20 protein-coding genes and 1 pseudogene are annotated in these 20,387 nt (G+C 70.1%); 12 read left to right on the top strand and 9 right to left on the bottom strand.

The window, feature by feature from the left end:
• Positions 1-65: 65 nt before the first annotated feature.
• Together CXP56_RS05895 and trpD are read left to right on the top strand one after the other, a co-directional pair.
• Positions 66-479, top strand: coding sequence for a hypothetical protein (locus CXP56_RS05895; protein ID WP_028848090.1), 414 nt, complete (start codon positions 66-68; stop codon positions 477-479).
• Positions 479-1,525, top strand: coding sequence for an anthranilate phosphoribosyltransferase (gene trpD, locus CXP56_RS05890; protein WP_028848089.1), 1,047 nt, complete (start codon positions 479-481; stop codon positions 1,523-1,525). The genes CXP56_RS05895 and trpD overlap by 1 nt, the downstream gene beginning before the upstream one ends.
• A gap of 363 nt (positions 1,526-1,888) precedes the next feature.
• Here the strand turns inward: trpD and CXP56_RS18995 are convergent.
• The 3 genes and pseudogenes from CXP56_RS18995 to ctaC all read right to left on the bottom strand — a co-directional run.
• Positions 1,889-2,062: pseudogene (locus CXP56_RS18995) on the bottom strand (TOPRIM nucleotidyl transferase/hydrolase domain-containing protein); the annotation flags it as partial.
• A 143-nt stretch (positions 2,063-2,205) separates the two neighbouring features.
• Positions 2,206-2,637: a cytochrome c oxidase subunit 4 gene (locus CXP56_RS05885; RefSeq protein WP_028848088.1), complete on the bottom strand. Its 432-nt coding sequence runs from the start codon at positions 2,635-2,637 to the stop codon at positions 2,206-2,208.
• A 29-nt stretch (positions 2,638-2,666) separates the two neighbouring features.
• Positions 2,667-3,578 (bottom strand): aa3-type cytochrome oxidase subunit II, encoded by a 912-nt coding sequence (gene ctaC / locus CXP56_RS05880; protein ID WP_286900267.1) that lies wholly within the window; start codon positions 3,576-3,578, stop codon positions 2,667-2,669.
• Between the two features lie 199 nt (positions 3,579-3,777).
• Between ctaC and asnB the strand changes: the two genes are divergently transcribed.
• The 5 genes from asnB (at position 3,778) to CXP56_RS05855 (ending at position 9,531) form a co-directional block, all read left to right on the top strand.
• Entirely contained in the window at positions 3,778-5,697 is a 1,920-nt protein-coding gene (gene asnB / locus CXP56_RS05875) for an asparagine synthase (glutamine-hydrolyzing) (RefSeq protein ID WP_028848086.1), read from the top strand.
• 644 nt (positions 5,698-6,341) lie between these two features.
• Entirely contained in the window at positions 6,342-7,061 is a 720-nt protein-coding gene (locus CXP56_RS05870) for a FadR/GntR family transcriptional regulator (protein WP_286900265.1), read from the top strand.
• Positions 7,058-7,756: a sterol desaturase family protein gene (locus CXP56_RS05865; protein ID WP_051310224.1), complete on the top strand. Its 699-nt coding sequence runs from the start codon at positions 7,058-7,060 to the stop codon at positions 7,754-7,756. The genes CXP56_RS05870 and CXP56_RS05865 overlap by 4 nt, the downstream gene beginning before the upstream one ends.
• A 33-nt stretch (positions 7,757-7,789) precedes the next feature.
• Positions 7,790-8,518 carry an SDR family NAD(P)-dependent oxidoreductase gene (locus CXP56_RS05860; protein WP_028848083.1) on the top strand — a complete coding sequence of 243 codons (729 nt, stop codon included), beginning with the start codon at positions 7,790-7,792 and terminating at the stop codon, positions 8,516-8,518.
• Positions 8,515-9,531 carry an S-adenosylmethionine:tRNA ribosyltransferase-isomerase gene (locus CXP56_RS05855; protein ID WP_286900260.1) on the top strand — a complete coding sequence of 339 codons (1,017 nt, stop codon included), beginning with the start codon at positions 8,515-8,517 and terminating at the stop codon, positions 9,529-9,531. The genes CXP56_RS05860 and CXP56_RS05855 overlap by 4 nt, the downstream gene beginning before the upstream one ends.
• A gap of 15 nt (positions 9,532-9,546) precedes the next feature.
• Here CXP56_RS05855 and CXP56_RS05850 read toward each other — a convergent pair whose 3' ends face one another.
• Both CXP56_RS05850 and CXP56_RS05845 read right to left on the bottom strand, forming a co-directional pair.
• A complete protein-coding gene (locus CXP56_RS05850; RefSeq protein WP_211227534.1) occupies positions 9,547-10,560 on the bottom strand; it encodes a carbohydrate kinase family protein in 1,014 nt (337 codons plus the stop codon).
• 283 nt (positions 10,561-10,843) lie between these two features.
• On the bottom strand, positions 10,844-11,209 hold the full coding sequence (locus tag CXP56_RS05845) for a HesB/IscA family protein (protein ID WP_028848080.1): 366 nt from the start codon (positions 11,207-11,209) through the stop codon (positions 10,844-10,846).
• Positions 11,210-11,376: 167 nt separating this feature from the next.
• On the opposite strand from CXP56_RS05845, the gene CXP56_RS05840 reads away from it, so the two are divergent.
• Positions 11,377-12,039: a DUF3043 domain-containing protein gene (locus tag CXP56_RS05840; RefSeq protein WP_028848079.1), complete on the top strand. Its 663-nt coding sequence runs from the start codon at positions 11,377-11,379 to the stop codon at positions 12,037-12,039.
• On the top strand, positions 12,036-13,025 hold the full coding sequence (locus CXP56_RS05835; protein WP_051310223.1) for a nicotinate-nucleotide--dimethylbenzimidazole phosphoribosyltransferase: 990 nt from the start codon (positions 12,036-12,038) through the stop codon (positions 13,023-13,025). The genes CXP56_RS05840 and CXP56_RS05835 overlap by 4 nt, the downstream gene beginning before the upstream one ends.
• Before the next feature lie 522 nt (positions 13,026-13,547).
• Here the strand turns inward: CXP56_RS05835 and CXP56_RS05830 are convergent.
• Together CXP56_RS05830 and CXP56_RS05825 are read right to left on the bottom strand one after the other, a co-directional pair.
• Positions 13,548-14,651, bottom strand: a complete 1,104-nt coding sequence (locus CXP56_RS05830; protein WP_028848078.1) for a branched-chain amino acid aminotransferase — start codon at positions 14,649-14,651, stop codon at positions 13,548-13,550.
• A 47-nt stretch (positions 14,652-14,698) separates the two neighbouring features.
• Positions 14,699-15,586 (bottom strand): hypothetical protein, encoded by an 888-nt coding sequence (locus CXP56_RS05825; RefSeq protein ID WP_286900253.1) that lies wholly within the window; start codon positions 15,584-15,586, stop codon positions 14,699-14,701.
• A gap of 93 nt (positions 15,587-15,679) precedes the next feature.
• Here CXP56_RS05825 and CXP56_RS05820 point away from each other — a divergent pair, with 93 nt between their 5' ends.
• The gene (locus CXP56_RS05820) at positions 15,680-17,179 is read left to right on the top strand and encodes a leucyl aminopeptidase (protein ID WP_028848077.1); all 1,500 of its coding nucleotides are present in this window, start codon (positions 15,680-15,682) and stop codon (positions 17,177-17,179) included.
• Here the strand turns inward: CXP56_RS05820 and CXP56_RS05815 are convergent, their stop codons facing one another.
• Both CXP56_RS05815 and CXP56_RS05810 read right to left on the bottom strand, forming a co-directional pair.
• Positions 17,180-17,788, bottom strand: a complete 609-nt coding sequence (locus CXP56_RS05815) for a dihydrofolate reductase family protein (protein WP_286900250.1) — start codon at positions 17,786-17,788, stop codon at positions 17,180-17,182.
• 84 nt (positions 17,789-17,872) lie between these two features.
• Positions 17,873-18,220, bottom strand: a complete 348-nt coding sequence (locus CXP56_RS05810) for a hypothetical protein (protein ID WP_028848075.1) — start codon at positions 18,218-18,220, stop codon at positions 17,873-17,875.
• A gap of 199 nt (positions 18,221-18,419) precedes the next feature.
• Between CXP56_RS05810 and lpdA the strand changes: the two genes are divergently transcribed.
• Both lpdA and CXP56_RS05800 read left to right on the top strand, forming a co-directional pair.
• Positions 18,420-19,793: a dihydrolipoyl dehydrogenase gene (gene lpdA, locus CXP56_RS05805; RefSeq protein ID WP_028848074.1), complete on the top strand. Its 1,374-nt coding sequence runs from the start codon at positions 18,420-18,422 to the stop codon at positions 19,791-19,793.
• 37 nt (positions 19,794-19,830) lie between these two features.
• Positions 19,831-20,387: biotin/lipoyl-containing protein (locus CXP56_RS05800; protein WP_286900245.1), on the top strand; the 557-nt coding region annotated here is incomplete at its 3' end.

Here is a 20,387-nt window from a genome sequence, read left to right as displayed (position 1 = left end):
CCCGACCCCGCGCCCCCGGGTAGCTCTGTGTTGGCTGCCTCACCCGACGGGCTAGAGTCACAGGCATGACCAGCGAGGTGCGCACTGTCCTGGTGTACAGCCACAAACCCCAGGTGAGGGAGTCGATCATCAGCGCGGTCGGGCGGCGCCCGGCAAGCGATCTGCCTCGGCTCACCTACGTGGAGGTCGACAAGGTCGCCGACGTGATCGCCGAGTGTGACCAAGGCGGCATCGATCTGGCGATCCTGGACGGCGAGGCGCAGCCGAACGGCGGCATGGGGCTGTGCAGGCAGCTGAAGAACGAGCTGACCGACTGCCCGCCGATCGTCGTCGCGGTGCGCCGCAAGGACGACCGGTGGCTGGCCACCTGGTCGCAGGCGGACGCGGTGATCGTGCATCCGTTCGACCCGATCGCGACCGGCGACGTCGTCGCGGACGTGCTGCGCTCGCACAAGGTTCCCGCCGTCCGGGCCCGGTGATGACGACCGAGACCTGGCCGGACCTGCTCAACCGCCTGGTCGCGGGCGAGAACCTGAGCGCCGCGCAGACCAGGTGGGCGATGAACCAGGTGATGTCCGGCGAAGCCACCCCGTCGCAGATCGCCGCGCTGGCGGTCGGCCTGCGGGCCAAGGGCGAGACGGCGGAAGAGGTCGTCGGCATGGCCGACGGGATGCTGGCCAACGCCCGCACGTTCGACGTGCCCGGCCCCGCGGTCGACATCGTGGGCACCGGCGGGGACCGCTCCGGCTCGGTGAACATCTCCACGATGAGCGCCATCGTCACGGCGGCGGCCGGAGCGCCGGTGGTCAAGCACGGCAACCGGTCGGCGTCGTCCAAGTGCGGTGCCGCCGACGTCCTGGAGGCTCTCGGTGTGGTGGCCGCGCTGGAGCCGGAAGCGGTCGCGCGCTGCGTCACCGAGCTCGGCATCGGGTTCTGCTTCGCCCCGGTGTTCCACCCCGCGCTGCGGTTCGCCGGCCCCACCCGGCGTGAACTGGGCATTCCGACGATCTTCAACCTGCTGGGACCGCTGACCAACCCGGCTCGGCCGAACGCCGGGCTGGTGGGGTGCGCTTACCCGGACAAGCTCGAGGTGATCGCCAACGTGTTCGCCGCGCGGAAGGCGAGCGCGCTGGTGGTGCGCGGTGACGACGGCCTGGACGAGCTCACCACCACGACCACGAGCACGGTGTGGCGCGTGGCGGGCGAGAACGTCACGGTGCATTCGTTCGACCCGCGCGACGTCGGCATCGACCGGGCCGCGGCCGAGGACCTGCGCGGTGGTGACGCGGAGCAGAACGCCGCTGTCGTCCGCGCTCTGGTCGCCGGCGAGACCGGGCCGGTCCGGGACGCCGTCCTGCTCAACGCCGGCGCGGCGCTGGCCGCGTTCTCCGGGTTCGGCGGCTCACTCGTCGACGACATCGCCGCGGGCATCGAGCGGGCGGCCGAGGCGCTCGACTCCGGAGCCGCCGCGCAGCTGCTCGACCGGTGGGTCGCGCTGTCCCAGTCGCTGGCCGGCCAGGACTGAAGCTCCGCCTCGCTGACCCTGAATCGTCCGCATCACCTCACGCAGCGGTGCTGGCAGCGCCGTCGGCGAGAGGTGCTGCGCCAGCACCCGCCCGTAGCGGAGCTTGCGGCCGGACCCGGCGCCGAAGAAGCGCCGCAGCTGTTCCTCGACCGGTTTGCCGCGCCACTCGGGCTGCTTCTGCAGTGACCGGAATGCGCGCTCGTCGCCTTGCTCGGCGATGAGCGACTGGACCCGTCGGGCACCGAGTGCCCTGATGAGTTCCGCCTCCAAGTCGGGTGCGCAGACACAAAGCACCGCCTCCGGGACACCCGCATCGGTCAGGCGCCGACGGATGCCGGGGGCTTCGTTGGCATCGGTCAGCACCACCAGACACAGGCCGAGCCCGCTGAGGCGGTGGAGAAAGCGGCCGACGTTGGTCGCTCCGTGCATCGGGACCACTGCGAAGCCGTCTCGGCCGGGCCGGTGTCCGCATCGCTCGGCCACGACTTCGACGGCCGCCTGGTCGCTGAGCCCTTCGACGAGAACGACGGTGTGCACCGATCCGCCGGCCAGGCGCTGGCCCAGCTGCGCCAGCGGGTCGATGTCGGGCGCATGCGCATCGGTCACATGTGTGAGCCTGGCACAACAGCGGCCGACGCGGCACTCCGCCGACCATCAGTCGAGCTAACCGGGAGGACGACTCACCCGCCCGAGCCGTGCCGCGGGCTCCCGCGGTGGTACTCGAACACCAGACCACCGACGGTGACGAGCACCAACGCGGCGCCGAGGAAGAACACCCAGGCCTCGAAGAAGGCCAAGCCGATGCCAGCCACGGCAGCGGAGGCCGCGATGCCCACCGGCCAGTAGCTGCCGGGGCTGAAGAAGCCCATCTCCCCCGCGCCGTCGCTCACCTCGGCCTCGTCGTTGTCCTCCGGCCGCGGCGTGATGCGGCGCGCGACGAACCGGAAGTAGCTGCCCGCGATCAGCGCCAGGCCACCGGTGAGCAACAGCGCGACCACGCCGACCGGCTCGATGCCGTCCTCGGTCCACAGCTCGGTAGCCACCCCGTAGATGGCCGCTATGAGGAACGCGAAGACCGTGACGATTTCGAAGACCCGTGCTTCGACCTTCATGTCGGTTCCTTACTTCCTGGCTTGCGCGCTCAGCCCGAGGCGGACCGGGCGAGGCGGTCGGTGTTGAACGGCTTGGTGGAGATCGCGGTCGGGCTGCACAGCTCGCCGCAGTCCATCTCCTCCAGCGCCTCGGCGGCGGTGTACGGCTGCCCGGTCTGCGGGTTCACCGACCGGCGCAGCTGCATGTACTGCTCGTACTTGTCCGGCGACAGTGCACGCAGCTCGAAGTTCATCACCGCGTGGTAGGTGCCGCACAGTTCCGCACAGCGCCCGACGAAGGCACCTTCCCGGTCGATGCGGGTGATCTGGAAGTCCGCGTCCTGGTTGTTGCGCTCCGGCTGCGGCATCACGTCCCGCTTGAACAGCAGGTCGGGCACCCAGAAGGCGTGGATGACGTCGGTGGAGCGGAGGTTGAACTGGATCCGCCGATCGGTCGGCAGGACCAGCAGCGGGATCTCCGACGAGCTGCCCGTGGTCCGCACCACGTCGCCGTCGGGCGTCTCCTCACCCGGGTAGCTGAACTCCCAGTTCCACTGGAAGGCCGTCACGTCGACCACGACGTCCGGGTTCGGCTTGTCGCTGCGCACCACGTCGGTCTCGGTGGTGACGGTGAAGTAGAACAGGCCGCACACCATGACCGTGGGCAGGCCGACGGCGAAGATCTCCAGCGGCACGTTGTACTGGAACTGCCGGGGGAACTCGCTGTCACCCTTCTTCTTGCGGTGGAAGGTCACCGACCAGATCAGCAGGCCCCACACCAGCGCACCGACGGCCAGCGCGGCGATGACCGAGCCGATCCACAGCTGCCGCATCTGCTGCGCCTCCGGCGTGATGCCTTCCGGCCAGCCGAATCTGAGCACCTCCTCGACCGAGCAGCCGGTCGTGGTCAGGGCGACCAGCCCTGCCAGCCCGGCGACCGTGGCGACTCTGCTGGTCCGCACGCCGCGCCTCCTAGGTGTGCCAGTCCGAGAACTACGGTGGATCAATTCGGGAGCCTAGCCGAATATCGCAGACGCGCCCGCGGTGGGGCATCCAGCCGGGCCGGGTTTGTGAGCGGGCATACTTCACTGACAGCTGTCACAGCTTGTCACGGCTTCGGCAGCTTTGTGGCATCGACGGCCTGGGAGTGTGGGACGAAGCGTGTGCGGCCTGCTCGGATTGATCTGCACCAACACGGATGACGCCGCCGAGGCGCGGCCGGCGGTCGGCGCTGCACTGCGCTGTCAGCGGCACCGCGGCCCGGACGAGAACCGGACCTGGGCCGACGCCGAGGTGGTGTTCGGCTTCAACCGGCTGTCCATCATCGACGTCGAGCACTCGCATCAGCCGCTGACCTGGGGCCCGCCCGAGTCGCCGCAGCGCTACACGCTGCTGTTCAACGGCGAGATCTACAACTACCTGGAACTGCGCGCCGAGCTGGCCGACAAGCACGGCGCGGTGTTCCACACCTCGGGCGACAGCGAGGCCATCGTCGCCGCCTACCACCACTGGGGCGAGGAGGCGGTGTCCCGGCTGCGCGGGATGTTCGCCTTCCTGATCTGGGACTCCCAGGAACGTGTGGTGTTCGGCGCCCGCGACCCGTTCGGCATCAAGCCGCTGTTCTACGCCACCGGACCGGGCGGCACCGCGTTCGCCAGCGAGAAGAAGTCGCTGCTCGAGCTAGCCCCGCAGCTCGGCATGGCCAAGGAGCTGGACCGCACGGCGCTGCAGCACTACCTGGTGCTGCAGTACGTGCCGGAACCGGAGACCCTGCACACCGCGATCCGCCGGGTGGAATCCGGGTGCCTGTTCACGTTGCGCCCGGGCGGCGAACCGGACATCCGCCGCTACTTCCACCCCGTGTTCAACGCCACACCGGTGGACGAACCCGCCGAGCTGCACCACCGCATCGCCGAGGCGATGCGTGACTCGGTGGCCAAGCACATGCGGGCCGACGTCACCGTCGGGGCCTTCCTGTCCGGCGGCATCGACTCCACCGCGATCGCGGCGCTGGCCAAGGAGCACAACCCGGACCTGATCACGTTCACCACCGGCTTCGAGCGGGAAGGGTATTCCGAGGTCGACGTGGCCGCGGAGTCGGCGGCGGCGATCGGCGTCAAGCACGTGGTGCGCACGGTCAACGCCGAGGAGATGATGGAGGCGCTGCCACTGATCGTCTGGTACCTGGACGATCCGGTCGCCGACCCGGCGCTGGTGCCGCTGTGGTTCATCGCACGGGAGGCGCGCAAGCACGTCAAGGTGGTGCTCTCCGGCGAGGGCTCGGACGAGCTGTTCGGCGGCTACACCATCTACCGGGAGCCGATCTCGCTGCGCGCGTTCGAGAAGGTCCCCGGTGCGATGCGCCGTGCGCTGGGCAAGATCTCGCAGCGCATCCCGGAGGGCACCAAGGGCAAGGACCTGCTGCGGCGCGGGTCGCTGACGCTGGAGGAGCGCTACTACGGCAACGCGCGCATCTTCCGCGACGACCAGCTACGCCGGGTGCTGCGCACGTTCGACGACAACGTCGGCCACGCCGACGTGACGGCGGAGCCGTACCGGCTGTCCGAGGGCTGGGACCCGGTCGCCCGGATGCAGCACGTCGACCTGTTCACCTGGCTGCGCGGCGACATCCTGGTCAAGGCGGACAAGATGACCATGGCCAACTCGCTGGAGCTGCGGGTCCCGTTCCTGGACGCCGAGGTGTTCCGGGTGGCGTCGACCATCCCGCTCGAGCAGAAGATCACCAAGGAGACGACCAAGTACGCGCTGCGGCGCGCGCTCGCCGAGATCGTCCCCGCGCACGTTCTGAACCGCAGGAAGCTGGGCTTCCCGGTGCCGATCCGGCACTGGCTGCGGGACGAGATGTACGACTGGGCGCGCACCATCATCACCGAGTCCGGCACCGACGAGCTGCTGGACAAGCAGGCCGTGCTCGGGCTGCTCGACGAGCACCGGGCCGGCCCGCACGACCGCAGCCGTCAGCTGTGGGCGCTGCTGGTGTTCATGCTCTGGCACGGCATCTTCGTCGAGGAACGGATCAAGCCCGAGGTGCCGGAGCCGCACTACCCGGTCAAGATCTGATCCGAACCGTGATCGCCGCTCGCCGTGCCGACGCCGACCGTCGACGCATCGCCTCGGCACGGGGCAGGCACGGGCTTCTGAGGTCTCCGGCGGCCCGCCTGGAGGGCAGCACGTTGTGCCAGCGGAACACTTCTCCGGGGCGCGGGGCGCCTTGATCCTCGCCAGCCGCCGGCAGTTCTCCGAGCCGAAGCCGCTGACGCCCTCATCTCCGACGACATTGAGGTGGTCGAGCCCGGGCAACCCGATCTCCACGACCTCGACCAGGCTGGCGCCCGCGACGCGTGCCCACACCCCGGACGGCGACGGACAGCCCGTTGGCGCTCGTAGTGCAACGCAGTGCGCACGTCGTCGACGTCCGCGCGCTTGGCGATCATCCGCGGACGGGACGCACTGTGCTGTAGACCGTCCGAGTTTGTTCGTAGTCGGCGCCTGCCTGGGTGTGGCTTGGTCGTAGTCGGCGCCGTCGTGGGTGTGGCGGCTGCCGTGGAAGCTGCCCGCGGTTGGGCGAAGGTGCGTCGTCGGATCGCCTCTTCGGAGATCACGCGTTCCTCAACCCCTGACACCGGCCCTTTTGGCTGCCGCCTCCCACGCAAACTGGTCATACCACTTGACCTCTGCCGGTCTTGCCTCCTACCGTTCTGCGCATGAACTTGCAGCCGATCTCCCGCCGCTCGGTCCCGGACGAGGTGTTCGAGCGGTTGTTGACCGAGATGGTCGAGGGCACACTCGGCCCGGGCGAGGCACTGCCCAGCGAGCGCAAGCTGGCCGAAGCGCTCGGGGTTTCCCGGCCTGCGGTGCGCGAGGCGCTGCAACGCATGGCGCAGGCCAAGCTCGTCGACGTGCGCCAGGGTGAGAGCACGACGGTGCTCGACTACCGCAAGCACGCGGGCCTGGACCTGCTCCCCCGGCTGCTGATGCCCGGCGGCCAGGTCGACATCGGTGTGGTGCGCAGCATCATGGAGGCCCGGCTGCACATCGCGCCCAAGATCGCCGAGCTGGCCGCGGAACGATCCGGCCCGCGGCTGGCCGGCGACCTCGACGCGGTCATTGCCGCGCTGGTGGCCGCCGACGACCCGGTACGACGCCAGCACCGGGCCCTCGACTTCTGGGACGTGCTGGTCGAAGGCGCTTCGTCGATCGTGTTCCGCCTGATGTTCAACGGCCTGCGGGCCGCGTACCTGCCTGCGGTCGACGCCCTCACCACGATCATGGCCGCCGAAGTCGACCGCATCGACGCCTACCGCGCCTTGGCCGCCGCCGTCACGGCGGGCGACGCCCGCCAGGCACGCGACCGCGCGGTCGATCTGCTCACCCCGGCCACCGAACGGATGTTCACCGCACTGCGTCACCTGGAGCAATCATGAACGAGCCGGAAGCCCGCGCCCGCGTTCGCGCCGACGAGGAAGCGCTGCGCCGCTCGCGCAAGACGATCACGCTGGGGGAGGCGGCCAGGGAGTTCTGGCGTCACCCCTCGCCGTGGATGATCTGCACGTCGCTGGCCGCCGCGGTGGTGGCCCGCCTCGCGGTGGGCGAGTGGACGTGGAATGACGCACTCGTGCCTGCGATCATGCTGGCGGTCTTCCCGTTCTTCGAGTGGGTCGTGCACGTGGTGATCCTGCACTGGAAGCCCCGCAAGCTGGGCCCGATCCGACTCGACTCGCTGCTCGCCCGCAAGCACCGGGAGCACCACGCCGATCCGCGTGACATCCCCCTGGTGTTCATTCCCTGGCAGGCGCTGATCTGGTTGCTGATCGGCACCGTGGTGATCGGGCTGGTCGCGTTCCCGCGCACCGGCACCGGGCTGACCTTCGTCGTCGGCGTGTTCGCGCTCGGGCTGGGGTACGAGTGGACCCACTACCTGATCCACAGTGACTACAAGCCACGGGGCCGCATCTACCGAGCGGTGTGGCGCAACCACCGGCGTCATCACTACAAGAACGAGCACTACTGGTTCACGGTCACCACCAGCGGCACCGCGGACCGGATTCTGGGCACGTATCCCGACCCGGCGACGGTGCCGACGTCGCCGACGGCGAAAAACCTGCACGGCACGCCTTGACCTCGACTTAAGTCGAAGTTTGACGATGGGGGCATGACTCATCGCACTTCCACCAAGGCCCCGGTGGCCGTCGTCACCGGGGCCTCCGCCGGCCTCGGGCTGGCCGTGACCACCGCGCTCACCCGTCACGGGTGGCATGTCGTCGCCGACGCACGAAACGCCGCCCGGCTGAAAGACGCCCTGGCGAACCTGGCGAACGAGCTCGTCACCGCCGTGCCCGGCGACGTCGCCGATGCCGACCACCGCCGCCGGCTGGCCGAAGCCGCCCGTGCCGCCGGTGGCACAGCCATGCTGGTGAACAACGCCAGCGAACTCGGACCGAGCCCGTCGCTGCCCGGGGCCAGGCTCGACACCGTCACGGCGGCCGAACTGCACAGGATCTTCGAGGTCAACGTGCTTGCACCGGTGCGGCTGACCGCGGAACTCCTCCCCCAGCTACGCACGGCACGAGGCCGGGTGATCAACATCAGCTCGGATGCCGCCGAAGCCGCCTATCCCGGCTGGGGCGGCTACGGTGCGAGCAAGGCCGCGCTCGATCAGGTGTCGGCCGTGCTGGCCGAGGAGGAACTCGATCTGCGGGTGTACGCGGTCGACCCTGGCGACATGAACACCGCGATGCACCAAGCGGCCTTCCCCGGCGAGGACATCTCCGACCGGGCCGATCCGGGCGGCGTGGCCGCCGCAATGCAGCCACTGTTCGACGGCGCCCTGCCCAGCGGCCGCTACCGCGCAACCGAGCTCCCCGCGGCGGTGCCGTCATGAGCACCCGGTTCGCCGTGCCCGAGTCGGCCGAGGCCACCGCCCCACCGGAATGGCGCGGTTTCGAGCGCGACGACGTGCGGCTCCTCGTCGCCACCCGGTCCGGCAGGCACCTGACCCGGTTCCGCGATCTGCCTGCCTGGCTGGCCCCCGGCGACCTGCTGGTCGTCAACACCTCCGCCACCCTGCCTGCCGCCGTCGACGGGCAGTACCGGGACGGCACGCTGCCGGTGCACGTCGCGCTGGAACTGGACAACGGCGACTGGGTCGTCGAACTTCGTGAACCGGACGGCACGGGATGGCGCTCCGGTGTCGCGCCGGGGGAACACGTGCGGCTGCCGGGCGAGGTGCTGCTCAAGCTGATCGTGCCGTACCCGGACGCGGATGCCGCAGAGTCTCGGCTGTGGCGCGCGACGACCGCCCCTGCCGTCTCGCGCACCGAGTACTTGCGCAGCTACGGCCGTCCCATCACCTACGGGTACATGGGCGGCGCATTTCCGCTCGCCGCGTACCAGACGGTTTATGCGACCGAACCGGGCAGCGCCGAGATGCCCAGCGCAGGCCGTCCGTTCACCGCCGAGCTCCTGGTGCGGCTGATGGCTCGCGGGGTGATCGTGGCGCCGGTCGTACTGCACGCCGGGGTGTCCAGCCCCGAGGTGCACGAACCGCCCACGCCCGAGCCGTTCATCGTCCCGGACGCCACCGCACGGCTCGTCGCGCTGGCGCGCGCCAGCGGGCGGCGGGTGATCGCGGTCGGCACCACGGTGGTGCGTGCGCTGGAATCGGCCGGGCACGAGCGCGGCACGAGCGGCTGGACGGATCTCGTGCTCGGACCGGATCGTCCCGCCCGGGTGGTCTCCGGACTGATCACCGGCTTGCACGACCCGCAGGCCAGTCATCTGAGCCTGCTGGATGCCGTGGCGGGGAAGGAACTGGTCGACGCCGCCTATGCCGACGCGGTGGAGCACCGCCTGTTGTGGCACGAGTTCGGCGACAGCATGGTGCTGCTGCCGTGAGTGGTGCTGTGCGGATCAACCGGGCAGTGCCGGAGCGATCTCCTCGGCGGCTTCGGATCCGTACGACTCGGCCAGGCGCCGCAGCACCTCCGAGCGCTCGTACCGCCACTCCTGGGTGCCGACGGTCTCCAGCACCAGCACGGCAATGACCGAACCCAGCTGAGCGGCGCGCTGCAGGCCCAACCCGGCGCGCAGCGCGGCGACGAACCCGGCGCGGAAGCCGTCACCGACGCCCGTCGGGTCCGTCTTGGACAGCTCTTTCGCCGCGCCGACGTGCAGCGCGGTACCGTCCGCGCCGACGATCTCCGCTCCCTTGGGGCCGAGCGTGGTGACCCGCAGGCCGACCTGCTCCAGCACCTCCTGCTCGGTCCACCCGGTCTTGCGCAGCAGCAGGCCCAGCTCGTAGTCGTTGCTGAACAACAGCAGTGCCCCCGCGATCAGCTTGCGGGCCTGCGCCCCGCTCATCCTGGCCAGCTGCTGGGACGGATCGACTGCGAACGGCCAGCCCCGCTGGCGGCACTCCTCCGCGTGCCGCAGCATGCCCTCCGGATCGTCCGGGGCGATGAGCACCAGGCCGAACCGGCCGGTGCGCTCCACCAGCGGCGCCAGCTCGATGTTGCGGGCCTCCGCCATCGCGCCCGCGTAGAACGTGCCGATCTGGCAGTTGTCCTCGTCGGTGGTGCAGACGAACCGCGCCGTGTGCGCGACCTCCGAGATGTGCACCCCCGAGGTGTCCACCCCGTGCCGTTCCAGCCAGGCGCGGTAGTCGCCGAAATCGTCACCGACCGCGCCGACCAGCACCGGGCGCGCCCCTAGTACGCCGAGGCCGTAGGCGATGTTGCCGCCCGTGCCGCCCCGCCGGACCACCAGGTCGTCGGCCAGGAACGACAACGACACCCGGTGCAGCTGCTCGGCGACCAGCTGCTCGGCGAACCGGCCTGGGAAGTGCATCAGGTGGTCGGTGGCGATGCTGCCGCACACCGCCACCGGTGCCCCGGCGATCACGGACAAGTCGGGCTGCTGAGCCATTCCGTTGGTCACTCCTCGGTGTCGCCCATCGGCGTCGTCGCGTTAACTCGCATCAACGCCGGAAAATACCGGTCGCGCGAACCACTGTCGCACGGATGGGTTACCAGGGCACGCCGACCCACGCGGGCGACACGTCCAGTAGGTCGCCGCCGATCGGTTCTCGACGAAGTCGGCCGCCGCACGCGGGCGACACGTGCAGGCTCGTCGACAGCGCCATCGAGGGCGTCGTTCTCAACACGAACCGGCCGACGACCTCATCCGGGCGCCAGCCGGTGCGGGCGGCTCAGTTGAAGCTGTCGCCGCAGGCGCAGGAACCCGTGGCGTTCGGGTTGTCGATCGTGAACCCCTGCTTCTCGATAGTGTCCACGAAGTCGATGACCGCGCCGTCCACGTACGGGGCGCTCATCCGGTCCACCGCCACGCGCAGCCCGTCGAACTCGCGGAACAGGTCGCCGTCCAGCTCCCGCTCGTCGAAGAACAGCTGGTAGCGCAGACCGGCGCAGCCGCCGGGCTGCACCGCGAGCCGCAGGTGCATGTCGTCGCGGCCCTCCTGCTCCAGCAACGCCTTCGCCTTGGCCGCCGCAGCCTCGGTCAACACGACGCCGTGCGTCTGCTCGGTTTTCGTCCCGGTCTGCTCAGCAGTCGTCATGACTCTCCTTGGGTCGTGCGCGTACATCTGGGGCAACGCCGCGGCCGTGCGATCTGTTCCCAGCCTGGTCCGACCGCCACCCGGTATACGTCTGCTTCTGCGTCCATGGTGACACATCCGCCGCTCCTGCTGAACCAATCCGGGTGACGGTGCCATAGGCTGGGATCGTGAGGTTCTTGCGTAAAGGCAGTTCATCGACGGACACCAAGGACGCCGAGGCCCCCGAGCACGACGAGGAAAGTGCGCAACCCCACAATCGCCGGGGCTACACCCCCAAGAAGGGGCGCCCGACGCCGTCGCGCCGGGAAGCCGAAGGAAGGCGCCGCGGCCCGGTCCCCCCGCCGCCGAAGACCACGCGGGAGGCCATCAGGCGCAACCGGGAGCTGCGCAAGGCCAACCCGGTGAGCAAGGAAGAGCTCAAGGCACTGCGGCGGGAGCGGCGGGAACGCATGCTGGCCGGCGACGAGCGGTATCTCGCGCCGCACGACCGCGGACCGGTCAAGGCGTTCGCGCGCGACTGCGTGGACTCGCGCCGCAACCTGCTCGGGCTGTTCATGCCGATGGCGCTGGTGATGTTCGTCTCCACGCTGTTCCCCAACCTGGTGGTGCAGCAGGTGATCACGTCGACGTGCATGATCCTGCTGCTGGCCATGATCATGGAGGCGTTCTACAACGGGCGCCGGATCACCAGGCTGGCCAGGGAGAAGTTCCCGAAGGAGACCATCAAGGGCCGGTCGATCGGCTGGTACTGCTTCATCCGGGCCACCCAGCTGCGCAAGCTTCGCATCCCGCGTCCCCGGGTGAAGCCGGGTGACGAGATCCCGGTATGACGTCGGCGACTGTGCTGGAACTGCCTCGCATCGAACCTCCGGACGGATCCGCCCGCACCGCTGCGCTGAGCCTGGCGGGCGCCGACGACACGGTGGCCACCCCGGCAGGCCCCTTGGGCTTGGGCAAGCTCGCGACCGTCGCGTCGTGGCTTGCCGGGTGTCAGGGCACGTGCCCGCCACGCCGTTTGCGAACGCCGCGAGTCGTCGTGTTCGCGGCCGAGCACGGAATCACCGAACGCGGCGTGTCGTCCCACGGCGCTGACGCCGCCGGGAAGCTAGTGGCGGAGATCAATGTCGGCGGTGGCGCCGTCGGCGCGCTCGCCCAAGCAGCGAACGCCGGAACACGCGTCGTCGAGATGGAGCCGGCCGCCCGCCCCATCGACACCGCAGACGCCATGACCGCAGAAGAAGCGGAATCGGCCGTCCGCAAGGGCATGGAGATGGCCGACGCGGAGGTCGACGGGGGCGCCGACCTGCTGGTCGCCTCCAGCGTGGGCGCCGGCGCGACGACCCCGGCGGCGGTGCTGATCGGCACGCTCACCGACACCGAACCGGTCGCCGTGGTCGGCCGTGGCTCCGGCATCGACGACACGGCATGGATGCGCAAGACCTCCGCCATTCGCGACGCCATGCGCCGCGCCAAGCCACGGCTGTCCCAGCCGATGGAGCTGCTGGCCGCCGCTGGCGGGGCCGACCTGGCCGGGCTCACCGGCTTTTTGATCCAGGCCGCCGTCCGGCGGACGCCGGTCCTGCTGGGCGGGGTGACCGTGCTGGCCGCCGCCGTGGTCGCGGAGGAGCTGGCGCCCGGAGCGCGCGACTGGTGGCTGGCCGCGTCGAGCACCACCGAACCGGCCCACGCCGTCGCGCTGCAGCACCTGGATCTGGAGCCGCTGCTGGACCTCCGGCTGGGCGGGGATGCCCCGACCGCTGGCCTGCTGGCGCTGCCACTGGTGACCGCGGCCGCCTGGCTCCTCGCCGACGCGTGACGGCAACGGCTCCCGGCACCATCGGCCCGCGCTGATCACACCGGCTGGCGCGTGCTCACCCACGAGACCGAGGTGAGCGGACGGCCTCGTCGAGGAGATCACTTGGGAAACGGTCGGCCGGGTTTGCGCGAGCACGGCGAGAGCTGTCGACGCTGCGCTTACCCTGAGACCCCACAACGGGACGTGGCGGCCTTTCCCGGCCTGCTGGCGCAGCGACGAGCTGGCCCGTGGCCGACCGCCAGCCAAGACGCACGAGAATCGGGCAGCCAAGACGCACGGAATCGGGGCCCGATGCGGTCGGAGCGCGCCGCCGCGGTCCTGACGGTCGCTCGGGGCCGCGGTACCGGTCGTCGATCGTCGGGTCCTGAACCGAGGTGCCGGCCCGGCGCATGCACTCCAGCTGCTTCCGCCTGTACCGCTGTGCCGCAGGCATGCCGGACGTGCTGGCCCGCCGGGCGTGCCGTCCCGACGGGCCAGGTGCAGCTTCGTGCCGTGTCCGAACCGGTCGTCCGCAGTCGCCGCTCAGCCGAGCGGGTACCGCCAGCCGTGCTTGTCCGGGCGCGTGCCGTACTGAATGCCGACCAGCTCCTCGCGCAGCCGCATGGTGATCTCGCCCGCGCCGCCGTCGGCGACGGTGAACTCGCCACCCGCATGCTTGACCGACCCCACCGGGGTGATCACCGCCGCGGTTCCGCACGCGAACACCTCGGTCAGCTCACCGGAGAGCGCGGACTTCTCCCATTCCTCGGCCGAGACCCGGCGTTCCTCCACCGAGTAGCCGAAGTCGCGGGCCAGCGTCAGGATCGAGTCCCTGGTCACGCCTGCCAGCAGGTTGCCGTTCAGCTCCGGCGTCACCAGGTGCGCGTTCTCCCCCGAGCCGAACACGAAGAACAGGTTCATCCCGCCCAGTTCCTCGACCCACTCGTGGGTGGCCGCGTCCAGGTAGACGACCTGGTCGCAGCCCTGCTCGACCGCTTCCGCCTGCGGCAGGAACGAGGCCGCGTAGTTGCCCGCGCACTTGGCGAACCCGGTGCCGCCGGGTGCCGACCGGCTGTACTCGGTCGACATCCACAGCTTGATCGGCTTCACGCCACCGGAGAAGTACGACCCGGCAGGCGAGGCGATCAGCGTGTACAGGTACGAGTTCGCCGGCCGGTTCACGCCCAGTCCCGCCTCGGTGGCGATGATGAACGGGCGCAAGTACAGCGACGAGCCCTCGGCGTCCGGTACCCACCTGCCGTCGACCGCGATCAGCTCACGCAACGAGTCGAGGAAGACCTGCTCCGGCAGCTCCGGGATGGCCAGCCGCGCGCACGAGCCCTGGAACCGCCGGGCGTTGACCTCCGGACGGAACGTCGCGATCGATCCGTCCGGCTGCCGGTAGGCCTTCAGGCCCTCGAACACGGCCTGCCCGTAGTGAAGTACCGAGGTCGCCGGGTCGAGCGTCAGGGGCGCGTACGGTTCGACTTTGGCGTCGTGCCACCCCTGCTCCGCACTCCACGACACCGTGACCATGTGGTCGGTGAAGTGCGTGCCGAACCCCGGATTGGCCAATACCTCGGCCACTCGCTCGGCAGGTGCCGGATCGGGGTGAGCGACGTGGGTGAAAGGCATCGCGGTCGTCATGGTGCGAATTTACCTGTTACTCGGACGTCCAAGTAACGGGCTTCGGTCTACTTGCCGTTTTGCCGTCCGCCGTTCTGCCCCGCCTGCACCCAACCGAGCACGGAACTGGTCACCGCGACCACCGAGGCAGCGGCCAGCACGACTACGGGGTCGACGGTCGAGGCAAGCACCACGGCACCGGCGACCACAGCGCCGACGAGGATTCTCGGCCGTGGACCCGCCGACGCCGCGCGCCGGGCGGAGGCGAGCGCGACGAGGACGGCCGTGAGGGTGCCCACCACGACGAAAGCTTCGAGCATCGTGGTCAGCACGGCGGCGTCTGCTGCGGCCAACGCGTCGTGCAGCGGTGCGTCCGATACCGCAAGACGTTGCGGGCCGAGCTGATACAACGCGCCCGCCGCAACGGCACACGTGGCCACCACGGCAGCCGCGACGCGAGCCAGCCCTCGCCGTGCCGAGCCGGCGGGGTCGAGGACGAGCATCGGTGCGACGAACAGTCCGGCGACCGCGAACGAACTCGCGGCTGAGGTGTCGTCCGCCGGAACCGGCACCACGGTGGGCGGCGGATCGACGGTCGCGCAGATGGCCGCGAAGCTCGCCGCCCCGAGCAGCAGCACCGCGGACGCCGCCCGGCGGCTCGCGGGCGGGGCGGCCAGCCCGAGGATCACTCCCCCACCCGTCACGACGATCACCACTGCCGCGGCCAGGCTGTCGTATTGCGGAAAGACGACGGCTGCGAACGCTCGCGCGGCGACCGCGGCGAGCAAGCCCCACACGGCCACGCGCAACACGGGATGGGGCACGGCGCGGCGTCTGCCCGTTCCGGTGAACAGTGCGGCGAACGCCCCGGCGACGACCAGGCCGGCGATCAGCCACCACCCGCCGACCGCGGATGCCGTGGGCAGCGCGGTGAGCAGCGCCGGCAGGGTGTGCACGTGGTCCGCTCCCTACCAAAGGCTGTTCCGTCGCCCCGAAGACACGCCATTAGCATGGCTCACGTTCATCGACAGCATGCAGAGGGAGCCCCCGTGACCGTGCCGAAATGCGGCCTGACCGACCACACCGCCGAGGCGATCCGCTCTGGCAAAGCGGACGTGATCGTCATCGGCACCATCAGCGAAGGTGACACCGTGGCGCTGGCCGAAGGCGCGGCCGCGGTCGACGAAGCGTTCGACGGCCAGCTGCTGGACGCGCTCAAGGCAGCCGGCGCCACCGGCTCGGCCGACGAGGTCGTGCGCATCCCGACCTTCGGCAAGCTCGGCGCGAGCGCCGTCTACGCCACCGGCCTCGGCAAGCTCACCAACGGTGAACCGACCGCGGAGCAGGTCAGGCGCGCCTGCGGTGCCGCGGGACGCGCCCTGGCAGGCACCAAGCGGGCGCTGGTGACGCTGTCGGAGATCGACCTGCGAGCGGCCGTCGAAGGCATCGCGCTGGGCGCGTATCAGTTCACCGAGTACAAGTCCGCCCCAGGCGACGCCCCGGTGAAGACCGTCGACTTCGTCCGCCCGGCCGCCGGGACCAACAAGGAGCACAAGGCGACGCTGAAGGCCGCGACCGCGGTCGCCTCCGCGGTGGTGACGGCTCGCGACCTTGTCAACACCGCGCCGAACGACCTGTACCCGGCGTCGTTCGCCAAGCGTGCGGCGGCGCTGGCCGAGAAGGCCGGGATCGCGGTGGAGATCCTCGACGAGAAGCAGCTCAAGCGAGCAGGCTACGGCGGCATCCTCGGGGTCGGCGGCGGATCGTCGCGGCCGCCCCGGCTGGTCCGCCTGCACTACCGGCCCGGCAAGCCGAAGGCGAAGGTGGCGCTGGTCGGCAAGGGCATCACGTTCGACACCGGCGGCATCTCGCTCAAGCCCGCAGCGAAGATGGACGAGATGACCTCGGACATGGCTGGTGCGGCCGCCCAGCTGGCCACCGTGCTGCTGGCTGCCGAGCTCAACTACCCGCTCGAGGTGATCGCCTACCTGCCGCTGGCGGAGAACATGCCGTCGGGGACCGCCTACCGGCCCGGCGACGTGCTGGCCATGTACGGCGGGAAGACGGTCGAGGTGCTCAACACCGACGCGGAGGGCAGGCTGATCCTGGCCGATGCCATCGCGCGGGCGGGCGAGGACGAACCCGACTACCTGATCGAGACCTCCACCCTCACCGGCGCGCAGGTCGTCGCCCTGGGCAACCGCACGCCGGGCATCATGGGCAGCGACGAGTTCCGCGACCGGGTGGCCGACATCGCGCAGCGCACCGGGGAGGGCGGCTGGCCCATGCCGCTGCCGGAGGAGCTGCGCTCGGATCTGGACTCCAAGCTGGCCGACATCGCCAACGTCACCGGCCACCGATGGGGCGGCATGCTGGCCGCCGGGATCTTCCTGCGCGAGTTCGTGCCGGACGGCGTGCCGTGGGTGCACATCGACATCGCCGGCCCCGCCTACAGCGACTCGGTGTGGGGTTACACCGGCAAGGGCGGCACCGGCGTCCCGGTCCGTACGCTGGCCGCCGTCCTGGCGGACATCGCCGAGAACGGCTGATCACGCCTCGCGCCCGGCATCACGGGGCTTTCGTGCTGCCGGGCCTTGGCGTGTCACGCGGTAGCGCTGGTAGACGACGCCGGAGCCGAACACCCGGGATTCCTTCAGTTCCAGGTCCACGTGCCGCTCGTTCCGCGGGAAGAACGGCACGCCGCCACCGACCAGCACCGGGTGCACCCGGATGCGGTACTCGTCGATCACACCGAGTTCAGCCGCCTGCGCGGCAAGATGCGCGCCACCGACGGCGATGTCACCGTCGCCCGGCTCGGCTCGCAATCGCTCGATCTCCTCCGCCAGGCCCCGCCTGGCCAGGCGCGTGTTGCCGCGCACCGACGTCAGCGTGGTGGAGAAGACCACCTTCGGCAGCGCCTGCCACAGCCGGGCCCACACCAGCTCCGCCTCGGACAGCCCGGGCAGCTGATCGACGTCCTCCCAGTAGAGCATCGTCTGGTAGAGCCTGCGGCCGAGCACGAAGGCGTCCACGTGCCGGATCTCCTCGGTGACGAAGGCGAACAACTCCTCGTCCGGCTTGGACCAGGCGAACTCGCCGTCGGCGTCGACGATGTAGCCGTCCAGCGACGTGCCCATGGAACAGATCACCCGGCGCATGGCGTCTCCTCGGTGTCGAGTCCGGTGGATGTTCAGCAGTGCAGACCGCCGCGCCGGGCCGGACTCATCGCGGTGCGGAGTGGATCACACCTGGCCGTCCCGCTTGCGCTGCGCCTTCATCCGCTGGGTGTACTCCCGCATCCGCTTCGGGTAGCCGACACGATTGACTTCGTAAACCGGGATCGACCGTTTCGCACCGAACTTCTGCAGCGATTCCAGGCTGTCGACGCGTCGCCTCGTCCACTCCCCGTCGTGCGCCACCAAGACCACTGTCGCCTCGGTGACGTGCGTGCGGGGTTCGAAGTACGCCTCGACCCCGCGCCGCGACGCCGCCCATGCCTCGAGGTGGGCGAAATCGTTCGAGGTGGCTTTGCGGAGCACGCCCTGCTTCTGCTTGCCCTTGCGCCGCCTGAACCACGCCAACACAACCAACTCCGTCCCGTCAGTGTGGGCACATTCTGCCGGAAGCCCGGGTGTGGTGTCCCACAGCCGTTCTCCGGTCGCTAGCGTGGCATCCGTAATGACAAGATGAGGTGAACCACGGCGCACGCGCGACCCGCGGACGCCGGGCCGTCAGCGCGGCCATGGTGTGATCCCTGGTGTGGTGTAAGCCTGACGATGAGGAGTGACCGTGACCGAAACGTCCGCTGACCTTGTCATCCTGGGTGGCGGCTCGGGAGGCTACGCGGCCGCGTTCCGCGCGGCCGAGCTGGGCCTGTCGGTGATCCTGGTGGAGAAGGACAAGCTGGGCGGGACGTGCCTGCACCGCGGGTGCATCCCGACCAAGGCCCTGCTGCACGCCGCGGAGATCGCCGACAACGCCCGGGCAGGCGAGCAGTTCGGCGTCAAGTCGGTGTTCGAGGGCGTCGACATGGCCGGGGTGCACAAGTACAAGGACGGCGTGGTGTCGCGGCTCTACAAGGGCTTGCAGGGCCTGGCCAAGGCGCACAAGGTCACCATCGTCGAGGGCGCAGGGACGCTGACCAGCCCGACCACCGTCGAGGTGGACGGCGTGACCTACACCGGCCGCAACGTCGTGCTGGCGACCGGCTCGTACGCCAGGACGCTGCCCGGGCTGGAGATCACCGGGCGGATCATCACCAGCGACCAGGCGCTGCTGCTGGACACCGTCCCGGAGCGGGCGGTGGTGCTCGGCGGCGGTGTCATCGGCGTGGAGTTCGCCAGCATCTGGGCCTCCTTCGGCACCGACGTCACCGTGGTCGAGGCGCTGCCGCGCCTGGTCCCCTCGGAGGACGAGTTCGCGTCCAAGCAGCTGGAGCGGGCCTTCCGGCGCCGCAAGATCGGATTCAAGACCGGTGTGAAGTTCACCGGGGCCAGGCAGGACGACAACGGCGTCGAGGTGTCGCTGGAGAACGGCGAGACCCTGGCGGCGGACGTGCTGCTGGTCGCGGTGGGCCGCGGGCCGAACACCGCGGGCCACGGCTTCGAGGAGGTCGGGATCGCGCTGGAGCGGGGCTTCGTGCGCACCGACGAGCGGCTGCGCACCAACATCGACGGCGTGTACGCCGTCGGCGACATCGTCGCCGGGCTGCAGCTGGCGCACCGCGGCTTCGCGCACGGCATCTTCGTCGCCGAGCAGATCGCCGGGCTGAAGCCCAAGCCGATCGACGAGGCGGGCATCCCGCGAGTGACCTACTCCCACCCCGAGGTGGCATCGGTCGGTCTCACTGAAGACGCGGCGAAAGAACGATACGGTTCAGGGGTGACCACGCTGACGTACGACCTCGGCGGCAACGGCAAGAGCCAGATCCTCAAGACGTCGGGCGCGGTGAAGCTGGTCAAGGCGCCGGACGGCCCGGTCGTCGGGGTGCACATGGTCGGCGACCGCGTCGGTGAGCTGATCGGCGAGGCCCAGCTGATCTACAACTGGGAGGCCTTCCCGGAGGACGTCGCCCCGTTGATCCACGCCCATCCCACGCAGAACGAAGCGCTCGGCGAGGCCTTCCTGGCGCTGGCCGGCAAACCGCTTCACGTCCACGCCTGATCCCCGAACCACTACTGCCTCAAGGAGCTAAACAGCGATGGCCTTCTCCGTCAGACTGCCGGAACTCGGCGAGAGCGTCACCGAGGGAACCGTCACGCGGTGGCTCAAGAAGGAAGGTGACACGGTCGCCGTCGACGAGCCGTTGCTGGAGATCTCCACCGACAAGGTCGACACCGAGGTGCCCTCCCCCGTCGCGGGCGTCGTGGCGCGCATCGTCGCGCAGGAGGACGAGACCGTCGAGGTCGGGGCCGAGCTCGCGGTGATCGACGACGGGTCCGGTGGCTCCGGCGGCGACGCCGGTGGCGAGCAGCAGGGTGCTGCCGCCGCCGAGGAAGAACCAGCGCAGGCCGCCGCGCCTGCGGCCACCGAGGAGCAGCAGGCCCCGGCCCCGCAAGCACCCGCCGCGGAGCCGGCCTCGGCGAGTGGCGACGGATCCGCCGCCTCCGGCACCCCGGTCACGCTGCCCGAGCTGGGCGAGAGCGTCACCGAGGGCACGGTGACCCGGTGGCTGAAGCAGGTCGGCGACACCGTCGAGGTGGACGAACCGCTGGTGGAGATCTCCACCGACAAGGTCGACACCGAGGTGCCCTCCCC

The organism is Thermocrispum sp. (genome assembly GCF_002919275.1).
In the GTDB taxonomy this organism is placed as follows: Bacteria; Actinomycetota; Actinomycetes; order Mycobacteriales; family Pseudonocardiaceae; genus Thermocrispum; species Thermocrispum agreste.
The sequence above is the reverse complement of the archived record's forward strand: the minus strand, read 5'-3'. Positions and strand labels throughout refer to the sequence as shown.